Origin of the sequence: Campylobacter concisus (assembly GCF_003048775.2) — a bacterium.
In the GTDB taxonomy this organism is placed as follows: domain Bacteria; phylum Campylobacterota; class Campylobacteria; order Campylobacterales; family Campylobacteraceae; genus Campylobacter_A; species Campylobacter_A concisus_I.
The window spans coordinates 169,611-182,374 of record NZ_CP049272.1 but is presented as its reverse complement, the minus strand read 5'-3'; the positions used below and the strand labels follow the sequence as shown (position 1 = coordinate 182,374).

The window sequence follows — 12,764 nt, the reverse complement described above, 5'->3', positions numbered from 1 at the left end:
GCAACTTCGACATAGTAAAGCTAAATAACAAAATCCTGCCAGAAAGCGAGCAAGACCTAAAATTTCTCAAGCAGATAAAAAACACTTTTTTGACAAGAAATGGCTTATGAAATTTAGTAAATTTAAGCTTAGCTCAGCTAAATTCTCCTTTATAAATTTAAACTACAAACAAACGAATTTTTTGCCAAATTTAGCTTAAAACACTCGCACACGCACCATAAATTTATAAACTCGCAAGAAGTTCAAATTTACTCTAATAGGTGGCGCTTACTTGGTCAAATTTCAACAAAGCAACCCACGCTAGCGATGTCAAAATGATTAAATTCTGCTAAGCAAAGATTAAAATTTGCTAAATTTAAGCTACAAATAATCAAGTTTCTTACCAAATTTGCTTATCAAATAAAACCAAAAGTAATCAAAGCTTTTGTAAAAAGTATTATTAAAGCGATATTCTCTTTGCCAAATTTAGCTAGCTCATAGGCAAAATTTAGCTTAAAAACTCTCACGCAAGCATATAAAAAATAAAATTTAAAACCCACAAGAAGTTTTTAGGCACAGCACTTTTGCGAGTGACAGCAAGATAATCAAATTCTGACAAGGGAATTTAAATTTTGCTAAATTTAAGCTGCAAATAATCAAGTTTTTTGCCAAATTTAGCCTGCAATTAGACAAAATTTGATTTCAAACACTCACGCAAACACTTAAATTTACAAACTCACAAGCCACATCAACCGCAACACCTTTGCGTAAATTTAACACATATAAAAATGATAGGATTTTTGGAAAATAATTATTTATAAGTTTTTGTATTAAAAATTTAATGTAACAAAGAGCAAACCCTAGCCTGCTCTTTGTGAAAATTTAACCCTTTTTTGGAGTTACAAGCATATTTACATAACGACCTTCTATCATAGGTTCTTTATCGCGATCAGCTTCATTTTTTATCATTTCCCAGACCTTCTCAAGCATAGCTACGCCAGCTTCTGGCGTGCTCATCTCGCGACCCTTTAAAAAGACACGAAATTTAACGTGTTTGCCATCTTGCAAAAACTCGCTTGCGTGTTTAACCTTGTAGTTTATATCGTTTTGGGCGATCTTGACAGAGAGTTTTATCTCTTTTATCTCGATGGTTTTTTGCTTTTTTTTAGCTTCTTTTTGCTTTTTCTCTTGCTGATAACGGAATTTACCATAGTCCATTATCTTGCAAACTGGTGGCTTCGCATCTGGCGCTATAAGAACTAGATCAAGCCCAAGCTTATTTGAGATCTCTAAAGCCTCTTCTCTTGAGATGACACCGTATGCTGTGCCATCATCCCCTATACATCTTACCTCTCTCGCCCTTATGTCCTCATTGAGCAATACTTCATTTTCCTTACTCAAAAATGTACCTCACTAAGTTTCTCCTTCGTTAAATTTATAAATTCCGCCAAGCTCATATCGCTCTGCGTCCTAGCCTGTCTGTCGCGTAGCGCAACGCTCTTGTTCGCTACTTCGTTGTCTCCTAGCACGACTATCATAGGCACCCTTTGTTTTTCTGCCGTTCTTATTCTCTTATTTAAACTCTCATTTTTACTTGCGATCTCGCTATCGACGTTGATCTTTCTTAGCTCGCGTGAAATTTCTTTTGCATAGTCTAAATGTGCGTCGCTAATCGGCACAATGACGACTTGCGTAGGAGCTATGAAAAATGGTAGCTCGCCAGCAGTGTGCTCAAGTAAAATTCCTATAAATCTCTCAAAACTACCAAGTAAAGCTCTGTGAAGCATTACGGGGCGCTGTCTTTCGTTATTTGCGTCGATGTAGCCCAGATCAAAGCGCTCAGGTAGGTTAAAATCGACCTGGATCGTGCCGCACTGCCATTTTCGTTTTAGCGCGTCGGTGATTTTGATGTCGATTTTTGGACCGTAGAATGCGCCGCCGCCCTCGTCGATACCGTATTTAAAGCCGTTTTCGTCAAGCGCTTCTTTTAGCGCTTTGGTCGCAGTTTCCCAAATTTCATCTCCGCCGATCGCTTTTGCAGGCTTGGTTGAAATTTCCATCTCGTAGTGGAAACCAAAATTTTCCATTATTTTGCCAGCAAATTTCAAAATTTCTAGGATATTTTCTTTGATTTGACTTGGCATACAAAAGATATGTGAGTCATCTTGTGCAAATTCGCGAACTCTAAAAAGTCCATGTAAAACGCCACTTTTTTCATGGCGATGTACGACGCCGTATTCGAAAAATTTAAGCGGTAGATCGCGGTAAGACCTGATATCACTTTGATAGACTTTGATGTGACCAACGCAGTTCATCGGCTTGATGCCATACTCTGTCTCGTCGATCGTCGTAAAGTACATATTTTCTTTATAGTTTGCGTAGTGACCGCTTCTTCTCCACACATCAGCCTTTAAAAGCTCTGGCCCACGCACTGGCTCGTAGCCACGGTCGCGGTGAGCTTTGTATAAAATTTGCTCTAACTTCGAGCGCAAGCGTCCGCCATTTGGTAGCCAGATCGGCAAGCCACCACCTACTTCTTCATCAAAAGTAAATAGCTTCATCTCGGTACCAAGCTTTCTATGGTCACGTTTTTTGGCCTCTTCGATGATGTGGATGTGCTCTTTTAGGCTCTCTTTATCTGCATATGCTGTGCCATAAATTCTAGTTAGCATCTCACGGCTCTCATCGCCGCCAAGATATGCGCCAGCCACGCGTGTAAGCTTGAAAAATCTTAAAAATTTAGTATTTGGTACGTGTGGTCCGCGGCAAAGGTCTTCAAAATCGCCTTGTGCGTAGCTGCTCACTTCGCCATCTGGAATTCTTTTTAAGACCTCTTGTTTTAGATCGTCGTTTTTAAATTTCTCACTAATATTAGCTTTGGTTGAGCAGGTTTTAACGATGTCAAATTTCTTCTCAGCAAGCTCTTTCATCTTATCTTCGATCGCTGCTAGATCGCTCTCGCCTAGCTTCGTGCCCTCATCATCAACTCTAAAATCATAATAAAATCCATCTTCTACGTTTGGTCCGACAAAGAATTTCGCCTTTGGATAGAGTGATTTGATAGCTTGTGCCATGAGGTGTGCACAGGAGTGTCTGATAACGTGTAGTGCTTCTTTTGAGTTGTCAAAATAGATAGGCTCAGCACCACTTTCACGCCCTGCGATACTTTGTGTATCGACTATTTCGCCATTTAGTTTGTATGCGATGATATCGCTCATTGTTTTTCCTTATATCAAATTGTCTTTTTTACGATAAAAGAACGATTAAGGATTTTATCTAAATGGGCTTTAAGCTAAACTTAATATTTACTAAGCAAATTTTTATAAATTCTTTTTAAATCCACAAGCTTTGATCTATAAATTTATTTATAAAATATATATATTTATATTTAAATGTGTAAATCCCTAAATTTAAAGCTTTTTATTTATATAATTTATTATACTTTAAGATTATGCCTGATAATATTTGTTCTTGAAATGAATTTAGCAATTTCTCGTCTTTGCATTATTTAAATTCATTTTTCTCCCGACAATATTTAGTGCTAGGAAGTGGTTAGCCTAGCACTTTTTTATTCTGCAAAATTTATTAGCGTTGGCCGTACTATCTTTGTATAATCTTTTGTATTTAAAATAATTGATCTATCAAGTAGCCCCGCATTAAACGCGATCTCATCGTTTCTTTGTAGCAACCTTTCATCAACTACAATGTGTAAATTTTTATGAAAGCTAAATGGTGGCACTGAACCAAAAACACAATCTGTTAATGCCAAAACTTCATCTGGACTAGCTAGGCTTGCTCTTTTGCCGTCAAATTTTTGTGTCAAGCTATCAAGATTTGCCTGCATATTAGCCGGCAAAATAGCCAAGATATAAATTTTACCAGCCTTCATCGCTGGCTTTTCATCGCTTAGCAAATAATCATTTAGCACATTTTCATCTTTAAAAATTTGCCTAAACCTCTCCTCATCCACCCCTTTTATAGAGCAAACTAGAGCCTTTGCGCCTTGGCTCATCTTTGTTCCCCTAAGTTTTGCCACCTCTTCTGAAGTGGTGGCACTCTCATGATTTAGGACTTTAAATTTGGCTTCATTATTGCTAAGAAGATCGTGAATCTTATTAAAAATTTGCTCAGACACAGCTCTTTCCTTTGGATAAATTTTAGTTAAAATTATACAGCTAAAACTTATAAAAGGCAGGAAAATGCAGATAAATTTAGACGACATAAAGATCGAGCCAAGTTGGAAAGAGGTGCTAAAAGATGAGTTTTTGAGTGAAAATTTCGCGCGTATCAAAGAAAATTTCTTAAAAGCAAAGAGCACTGGCACCGTCTATCCGCCAAGTGCGCTTATATTTAATGCATTTAACCTAACGCCATTTCACGATGTCAAAGTCGTCATCCTAGGCCAAGATCCATACCATGGCGCAAATCAAGCCATGGGACTAAGCTTTTCAGTGCCTAGTGGCGTAAAAGTCCCGCCAAGTCTTGTGAATATATATAAAGAAATTTACGCTGATCTTGGCATAAAAGAGCCAAATAGCGGCGATCTTACAAAGTGGGCAAAGCAAGGCGTGCTGCTACTAAACTCAACTTTAAGCGTTAGTGCTGGAGCGGCAAATTCCCACGCAAGCTTTGGCTGGCAGGGCTTTACTGATGCTGTAATAAAAAGGATAAGCGAAAATTTACAAAACGTAGTTTTTATGCTTTGGGGCAACCCAGCTAGAGCCAAAGCACCGCTCATTGACACCAGCAAGCACCTCATCTTAGAGGCAGCACATCCAAGCCCACTGGCTCGTGGCGCATTTTTTGGCTGCCGTCATTTCTCAAAGGCAAATATCTACCTAGCAAATCACAGTAAAACGCCAATAGACTGGGATCTAAACGTAAAAATTTGATCTATTTTTTTAGATCATTTAAAAGTTTGTTTGTCTCTTCAAGCTTTCTTTTGCAAAATTTCTCATCTTTGTTTTGCAAAATTATGGCTTCTTGGCCGCTTTGCCTTTGTTTAAACTCATCAAATTTAAGCTCAAAAAGCCTTAACGCCTTTTCATCGTTTGCGAGTCGCTTGCTCTCTTTGGCATAGAGCTCGTCAAGATAGAGCCTACTTTGCTTGATATATTCATTGCAAACATCGTTTGCATAGACTAAATTTACGCCAAGTAAAATGGCAAAAATAGCTATTTTTTTCATGTTTTTCCTTGAAATTTTTGCGTTATACTAGCCTTTAAGCACTTAAATTTTAAAATGCTCTTTCAAAAAAAGGATAAAAAATGAGACGAAAAGATAGAGAGCTAAGCCGCGAAGATGGCTTAAAAATCATAGATGAATGTGAATATGCGGTAATTTCATGCGTGGATGATGAGGGAGAAATTTTTAGCGTACCGATCTCGCCTGTTAGAGTTGGCGAAAGCATTTTTATACACGGAGCTACCGCTGGCTGTAAAGCAAAGCTACTTCAAGATGGACGAAAAGTAGAGTTTGTCTGCGTAAGCTTTAATAAGGTCCCGCATCTAAATGATAGCGAGCTAGAGGCGATAAAAGACGATGGCAAAGCACTTGGAGGCAAGGTTTTTACGACAGAGTACAAAAGTGCCATCGCAAAAACTAGAGTTTACGAGATCACAAACGAAGCTAAAAAATATGAAATTTTAAAAATTCTCAGCCTAAAATACACAGCCTATGCGATGAACACCTTTGAAACAGCGGCTCAGTATGGGCTAAAGATCACTAAAATTTATGAGTTTAAGATAGAAAGTCTTAGTGCAAAAGCTAAAATTTTGCCAAAACCAGCAAATTAAAGGAGTAAATTTGAGCTCACTTGCACTGATGTTTAGACCAAAAAGCTTAGATGAAATTTGTGGACAAAAGGCGGTTAAAGCGGCATTTTTAAAATTTATAGCCGCTAACAAAATCCCGCACTCCATCTTTTATGGTCCAGCAGGCTGTGGCAAGACGAGCTTTGCAAGGGCTGTGGCAAGCGGCGCAAACTACGACTTTTACGAGTTTGATGGCGGAAATTTAAAGATAGATGACTTCCGCAAAATTTTAAAAAACTACGAAAACGCCCTAAACAAGCCACTCTTTTTCATAGACGAGGTCCACCGCCTAAGCAAAACCCAGCAAGAAGCGCTGCTCATCCCCATGGAAAACTACAAAGCCTTAGTCATCGGTGCTAGCACGGAAAATCCCTTTTTCACGCTAAGCTCAGGCATCAGAAGTCGCTCTATGCTCTTTGAGTTTAGGCCGCTTAGCAGTGGCGATTTTGAGGAGCTTCTTGGCAAGATAAGAGAGCAAATTTCATTTAGCATAGACGAGGAAGCCAAAGAATATCTATTTAAAAGTAGCGGTGGCGACGCAAGAGCTATGCTAAATTTACTAGAATTTGCCATCACGCTTGATGAAAATGTGAGTCTAGAAAATTTAAAAACACTTCGCCAAAACGCCCTAAAAGAGGGGGCAAAAGAGGATGACACGCACTATGAGCTAGCAAGCGCTTTTATAAAAAGCCTGCGTGGAAGCGACGAAAACGCCGTTATATACTACTTAGCAAGGCTGATAGACTCTGGCGAGAGTGCGGACTTTATCGCTAGAAGGATGGCGATATTTGCCAGCGAAGACATCGGCAACGCAAACCCAAATGCGCTAAATTTAGCCGCAAGCACACTAAGTGCGGTAAAAGAGATAGGCTTTCCAGAGGCTAGGATCATACTGGCTCAGTGCGCCGTCTATCTAGCTAGCTCGCCAAAGTCAAACTCCAGCTACAACGCGATAAATGCCGCCCTAAGATACGTGCAAAGCGAGGAAATTTTAAAAATTCCACCATATCTAAAAAATCACACAAAAGAGAGCAAAGACTACCTTTATCCGCATGATTTTGGCGGCTGGGTCGAGCAAAAATACCTAGAAAAACCGCTTGTTTTTTACAAAAGCAAGGGCATAGGCTTTGAAAAAACGCTAAATGAGTGGCTAGAGAAAATAAAATCCAAGGGTTAAATATTAGGCTTTACTCTGTCGGATTTATGGAGCAAATTTTAAAAGAAATGTAAATAAACTAGCAAAATTTAGCGTACATCGCAAATTTAAAGATAGAATACGTGCCTTGGGATAGATTAACGACGGCTTATGGCAGAGCAAGCAGCTTTCCAGAAATTTTTAAACAGCTTTGAGCGGCGATTTGCGAGAAAAATTTGACGCAAAGATTGACTACCGGCAAGTCAAATAGCGGACAAAATATGGCAAATCCAGCAAATAACAATGAAGCAAAATTTAACGCCAAAGCCTTTTAAACGCCTTTGATAAAATTTTCAACAAAACCAATAGCCAAATACGTTTTGCCAAGTTATATCCGTACAAGAAAGATTGCAAATTTATCGTAAAAGCCTTCTAAAAAACGCAAAAACCTAATTTTAAAATCCAAAAATCAAGAAATAATTTTAGCCATTCTAAACCTTCATTGTGAAATAAATTTAGAAATTATCAATCAAAAAACGCCTTAGAGCGTAAAAATATTGGTCGTAAAATCTTGCTAGTAAAAGCAAGTTCACCGCGAGTAAGCCGAAAACTAGCATGAAATTTTAAGCCAAGCTAAAAAATTTTTCTTATTTATTCTAATTTTATATTTTTTTAAATATACTCGCTCTCTAAACTACACCAATGAAAGTCAAGAAAATGCCTACAAATTTTGCTGAAATTTTAAATAATTGTGTTGAAAGTATAAATTCATTTCTTTGGGGTCCATACTTCCTTATTACCCTACTTTGCGGCACTGGACTATTTTTTACTATTAGGCTTGGGTTTGTTCAAATTTTTAAGTTTAAAATGGGCCTAAGAGAGCTTTTTGGAAATTTTTCACTTCACGGCGAAGCTGCTGGCAAGGCTGGCATGAGCCAGTTTCAAGCAGTTGCAACCGCAATCGCCGCACAAGTTGGCACTGGCAATCTAGTAGGTGCGACAACGGCTCTTATCATGGGCGGTCCTGGAGCAATATTTTGGATGTGGTGCGCTGCATTTTTAGGTATGGCTACAAATTTTGCTGAAATTTGCCTAGCTCAAATTTACCGTACAAAAGACGATAGCGGGCACACGATAGGCGGCCCGGCATTTTATATAAGTCGTGGATTAAAGGGGAAATGGGCAAAAATTTTAGCTGGATTTTTTGCTATCGCTATCATTATCGCACTTGGCTTTATCGGCAACATGGTGCAAGCAAACTCGATCTCAGACGGCTTTAAAGGTGCCTTTGGTATACCTCAGTGGATAACTGGAGCTTTTTTAGCAATCATCTGCGCAGTCATCTTTATAGGTGGCGTAAAGGCGATCGCAAGAGTGGCTGAAAAGATCGTGCCTTTGATGGCTTTACTTTATGTAGGTGTTGGACTAATCATTATCGCTTTAAATTTTCACGAAATCCCAGATGCAGTTTTGCTTATCTACAAAGCAGCGTTTGATCCTTCAGCTGCGTGGGGTGGAGCGACTGGAGCTAGCATAGCAGCTGCGATGAGATACGGCATCGCAAGGGGTCTTTTTAGCAATGAAGCTGGCATGGGCTCAACTCCGCACGCACACGCCGCAGCTAATGTCAAACACCCAGTCGATCAAGCAGTACTTGGCATAATGAGTGTATTTGTAGATACTTTTATCGTTTTAAATATAACCGTTTTTGTAGTGCTCACTGCAAATGTTATTAGCTTTGAAAACAGCAAGGCGGTCTTTACAGGCATAACCTTGGTACAAGAGGCCTTCTCATCGCATATCTTTGGCAAGGTTGGCGGATATAGTTTCGTAGCTGTTTGCCTATTTTTCTTTGCATTTACAACGATTCTTGGATGGTACTATTTTGCTGAGATCAACGTAAGATATCTTCTTGGGGCAAAAGCGGTCAGAGCTTTTCAAATTTTAGTGGTCGTTTTTGTCTTTTTGGGAAGCTTGCAAAAGGTTGATTTTGTCTGGAGCCTAGCAGATATGTTTAATGGCTTGATGGTCGTACCAAATTTAATTGCCATCATCATTTTAAGCCCTATTGTGGCAAAGCTTTTAAAAGATCACGATGCTGGTAAAAAGTATGATGTGAAAGATTATTTAAAATAAGTCTTTACCGCATCTTTATAAAATTTACTAATAATTAATTTTTAAATCTCTTGTTTGGGATGTTTTGTTAGAAGTGGTGGCCCCGAATGGACTCGAACCATCGACCACTACCATGTCAAGGTAGTGCTCTACCAACTGAGCTACGGGACCAAAGATTTGGGATTATATTTTATTTTCTATTTTATTTAGCTTAATTCTTTAGTAATTAAATTTATTTATAAGCAGTAAATGCAATGGATAAATTTAGAATTAGCTAACGCTTGCTTCGCAGTTATCGGTAAAGATGAAAACTACCTAGTCAATATCTGCAACTCACATGTCGTCATAAAAACTCCTTGATAGCGATAAAGAGCCAAAACGTGCAAGCTGCCACTATGATGCAGGACATAGCACTAGCTTTGGAAATTACCTTGAATACTGGAAGCCAATATATAAAAATTTATGAAAAGAAGATACTAGAGCAAAAAATTATAATACTGAGAAAAAATTTTTCAAAGATAAGTATAACTCTACAAAAGATGAAGAGGAATTTTTAAAACAAAAGGCTGATAAGAATAATACAAAACTAGCTAGTGGGGCAGAGTTTAAGCTTTCCAGTAAATCAGGTAAGTATTTTAATCTTGCCTAATTTTATCTCTTACGTAAAGCTTTTTAATACAAAAATTTATATTATAAAGATAAAGATAAATCCAAACTGACAAAATTTATAGAAATACTAAAGATAAAATAATAAATTTTAGTTTTTAAAATTTAAGAAATATGTATAAGCTTTTTGTTTTAAGGTATTCTAGCGATATTTGACAAGCATTAGAGCAGAAATACTTTTACTCATATGATTTATTTATAAACTGAACTATCTTTGAAAAAGGTTTTAGAAGAAACATTAATGGATTTATATAAAGCCCATTGGCCTGCCACGCTCTATATGACTCAATATTTGCTTTTATAATATTTTTAATACTTTTGTTACTTTCACCACCCATCCTCATTTTGACAAAAACCTCATCAACATAGCTACTTGTGATCTTATATTTTTCAAAAAATCTTAACATGAGCTCATAATCAGCGGCGATTTTAAAGCTAAGATCAAACATTCCATATTTTTTATAAATTTCACTTTTAACAAAAAAGGTAGGATGTGCAGGATGCCAACCGGACCTAAAAAGGCTATCTTGATATTTTTTTGACTTCCAATATCTTATAACTTTTTTTGGATTATTTGCATATACGTATTCAAGATTTGCATATACACTATCGGTATTACTATTTAAAAACTCATTAGCCACTATTTGTAAAATTTTATCACTGGCATAAAAATCATCACTATTTAATATACCCACAATATCCCCAGTAGCCATCCTAATGCCTTTATTCATAGCATCGTATAGACCATTATCCTTTTCGCTGATAAATTTGATCTTATCGCCATAGCTTTGAACTATCTCAATAGTACCGTCAGTACTAGCTCCGTCTACAACGATATACTCTACATCTTTATAGCTTTGATTTAAAACAGAATTTATAGCATCTCTTATAGTTTTTGCATTGTTCCATACTACCGTTATGATTGATATTTTCAATTTTTGTTCTCCAGAATATTTTTATAAATTTCAATCTGCTTTTCAATAACATACTCATTTTCATATTGCTTTACACTCTCTTTTGCAGCCGTTGAAAGTCTATCGTAGCTCTCAAAGTCATATGATCTTTCTATCACGCTTTTTAGCTCATCAGGCCTACTTAAAAATCCATTTATGCCGTCTTCTATAAAATCTTGACGAGTTCCTATATCATATCCTATAACAGGCACTCCTATACTCATAGCTTCGATAATAGTTAAACCAAAAGTCTCATACAAAAGTGATGGCTGCAACAAATACTTTGAATGTGAGACGATAGTCATAGTCTCTTCCCTTGAGCACTTTCCTTTAAATATTATGTTTGGCTTTTTATATTTTTGTCTAAGCTGCGCTTCAATATCTCCGCCACCAACAATGGTTAAAATATACTTTTCGTCCAGCCGATCCCAAATTTCTAAAAGCCTCAAAATTCCCTTTGACTCTTCTATCCGCCCTACATATACATAGCCATATTTTTGTGTCTCCGTATTAAAGCTCATTTGTAAGCTATTTGGCTTTAAAATAAGCTTGTCCCCGTCTACTCCAAGACTTTTAATCTTATCTTTTTGAAAATTTGTTAAAACAAAAAAGTAATCAATGTTTTTAAAAACCCCAGATAATTTATAAAACCAAAAAGCTAGCTGTGCCACAAAACTTTGCAAAAGCGACTTTCTATAACATCTATTTAAAATGCCAGACAAAGAAAATTTTTTATGCATGCAAATTTCACAAATACCAAAACCATCTCTATATAAGATCCCAGATATGCACCACAATCTATAATTATGTAGAGTATGGATCACTTTTGTTTTACTATCTTTAGCTGCCTTAAAAACAGCAGGCGTAAGAAGCGGAAAAAAGTTGTGAACATGAACAATTTCAATACCATTTTTTTTTATTATTTCTCTAACCTCTTTGTAATATTTTTTTGAAAACCATATCTCAAAAAAAAGCTTAAATTTATTTATATCATCATTTGAGACTTCATAGTAAAAAACATTTTCACATCCCAGCTTTTTGCGCAAGGCGTTTAGCTCATTTTTATAAACAATATCCTCACCGCCAATATTCTTTGATTGGTATTTATTGTGGATTATTAGAATTTTCATAAGTATGAGCTTATTTGCTGTATATCTTTGGCATTAATATCATAGCTATCAGCATTGCTACATAAATTTTGCAATAATGTATCGTCAAAATTTCTTATTATTTGCGTAAGACTATTTTTGTTAGCAGGATCAAACACAAAGCCATTTATACCATTTTTGATTAATTCAGAAGATCCGCAACGATCGCTTACCAAAACCGGTAGTCCAAAATACAACGCCTCCTCTACCACCAACCCCCAAGGTTCGATCAAACTAGGTAAAATGAAAACATCGTTTTTGGCAAATTCGTTACCCATAAATTTATTTTCTACAGCTCCTCTAAAGATTATATTTTTATTTGAAATAGACTGCAAAAACTCCTGCTGCTCCCCAACACCGATAATAGTGAGGGTAAAATTTGGCATAGCATTAAAAATCTCTACTATAAATTTTAAATTTTTGATATCCACAATCCTGCCAATATATAAAAATCTACCACTAAATTTCTTTTGAGTTTTTATAAATTCTGGTTTGTTTATAATGCCAACACCATTTGTGACTTTTACTTCTCCTTGAAATTTTAATGCTTTTAGCAAATCATAATGCAAGCTACCAGAGGCAAAAACAGTAGAAATCCTTGACAAAAAGATCTTTTTTATAAAACCCTTTAATCCCTTATAACTACTTTCAAAGACAGTTGACTCAAGAGCCAGGCAATTTTTGCCTTTTTTGCTCATAAAAGCTATATACCAAAATTCTGGCAAATCCCATCCGCTAACCAAAATCTTCTTAAATTTTACTCTGCTGAGTATGGTTTGAATAGCCAGTATATTTTTAAAAATTTTTCTTGTTTGAAAATTTCCTTGATATAAAACCTCATAATCAAACAATACATCATTTACGCTAGAAAAATTATTTGAGCGTTTTTCTGAAGTATCCGATGAGATAAATATCACAAATATCTTTAATCTTTTTGCCAGTTCATTATATAAAT

At 36.5% G+C, this 12,764-nt stretch carries 12 protein-coding genes and 1 tRNA gene; 4 read left to right on the top strand and 9 right to left on the bottom strand.

Features of this window, described 5'->3' with window-relative positions; all coding sequences use genetic code 11:
* Positions 1-861: 861 nt before the first annotated feature.
* From infC to CVT17_RS00800, 3 genes are all read right to left on the bottom strand, one after another.
* Positions 862-1,380, bottom strand: coding sequence for a translation initiation factor IF-3 (gene infC / locus CVT17_RS00810; RefSeq protein ID WP_107858404.1), 519 nt, complete (start codon positions 1,378-1,380; stop codon positions 862-864).
* Complete coding sequence (thrS, locus tag CVT17_RS00805; RefSeq protein ID WP_107858403.1) at positions 1,377-3,197, bottom strand: threonine--tRNA ligase; 1,821 nt, start codon at positions 3,195-3,197, stop codon at positions 1,377-1,379. Before thrS ends, infC begins: the two co-directional genes overlap by 4 nt.
* 350 nt (positions 3,198-3,547) lie before the next feature.
* Positions 3,548-4,114, bottom strand: coding sequence for a YbaK/EbsC family protein (locus CVT17_RS00800; RefSeq protein WP_107858402.1), 567 nt, complete (start codon positions 4,112-4,114; stop codon positions 3,548-3,550).
* A gap of 64 nt (positions 4,115-4,178) precedes the next feature.
* On the opposite strand from CVT17_RS00800, the gene ung reads away from it, so the two are divergent.
* Positions 4,179-4,871, top strand: coding sequence for a uracil-DNA glycosylase (gene ung, locus CVT17_RS00795; protein WP_107858401.1), 693 nt, complete (start codon positions 4,179-4,181; stop codon positions 4,869-4,871).
* Position 4,872: 1 nt separating this feature from the next.
* Here ung and CVT17_RS00790 read toward each other — a convergent pair whose 3' ends face one another.
* Positions 4,873-5,166 carry a hypothetical protein gene (locus tag CVT17_RS00790; protein WP_107858400.1) on the bottom strand — a complete coding sequence of 98 codons (294 nt, stop codon included), beginning with the start codon at positions 5,164-5,166 and terminating at the stop codon, positions 4,873-4,875.
* A gap of 80 nt (positions 5,167-5,246) precedes the next feature.
* Between CVT17_RS00790 and CVT17_RS00785 the strand changes: the two genes are divergently transcribed.
* On the top strand, positions 5,247-5,774 hold the full coding sequence (locus CVT17_RS00785; protein ID WP_107858399.1) for a pyridoxamine 5'-phosphate oxidase family protein: 528 nt from the start codon (positions 5,247-5,249) through the stop codon (positions 5,772-5,774).
* Positions 5,775-5,802: 28 nt separating this feature from the next.
* Complete coding sequence (locus CVT17_RS00780; protein WP_230853319.1) at positions 5,803-6,969, top strand: replication-associated recombination protein A; 1,167 nt, start codon at positions 5,803-5,805, stop codon at positions 6,967-6,969.
* A 127-nt stretch (positions 6,970-7,096) separates the two neighbouring features.
* Here the strand turns inward: CVT17_RS00780 and CVT17_RS00775 are convergent, their stop codons facing one another.
* Positions 7,097-7,252, bottom strand: coding sequence for a hypothetical protein (locus tag CVT17_RS00775; protein ID WP_159070441.1), 156 nt, complete (start codon positions 7,250-7,252; stop codon positions 7,097-7,099).
* A gap of 392 nt (positions 7,253-7,644) precedes the next feature.
* Between CVT17_RS00775 and CVT17_RS00770 the strand changes: the two genes are divergently transcribed.
* Entirely contained in the window at positions 7,645-9,063 is a 1,419-nt protein-coding gene (locus CVT17_RS00770) for an alanine/glycine:cation symporter family protein (RefSeq protein WP_107858397.1), read from the top strand.
* A 74-nt stretch (positions 9,064-9,137) separates the two neighbouring features.
* Here the strand turns inward: CVT17_RS00770 and CVT17_RS00765 are convergent.
* From CVT17_RS00765 to CVT17_RS00750, 4 genes are all read right to left on the bottom strand, one after another.
* Positions 9,138-9,213: transfer RNA gene (locus tag CVT17_RS00765), tRNA-Val, on the bottom strand.
* Positions 9,214-9,887: 674 nt separating this feature from the next.
* The gene (locus CVT17_RS00760) at positions 9,888-10,643 is read right to left on the bottom strand and encodes a glycosyltransferase family 2 protein (RefSeq protein ID WP_107769907.1); all 756 of its coding nucleotides are present in this window, start codon (positions 10,641-10,643) and stop codon (positions 9,888-9,890) included.
* Positions 10,640-11,791, bottom strand: coding sequence for a glycosyltransferase family 4 protein (locus tag CVT17_RS00755; RefSeq protein ID WP_107769908.1), 1,152 nt, complete (start codon positions 11,789-11,791; stop codon positions 10,640-10,642). The genes CVT17_RS00760 and CVT17_RS00755 overlap by 4 nt, the downstream gene beginning before the upstream one ends.
* Positions 11,788-12,726: a glycosyltransferase family 4 protein gene (locus CVT17_RS00750; protein WP_199906058.1), complete on the bottom strand. Its 939-nt coding sequence runs from the start codon at positions 12,724-12,726 to the stop codon at positions 11,788-11,790. The genes CVT17_RS00755 and CVT17_RS00750 overlap by 4 nt, the downstream gene beginning before the upstream one ends.
* Positions 12,727-12,764: the final 38 nt, after the last annotated feature.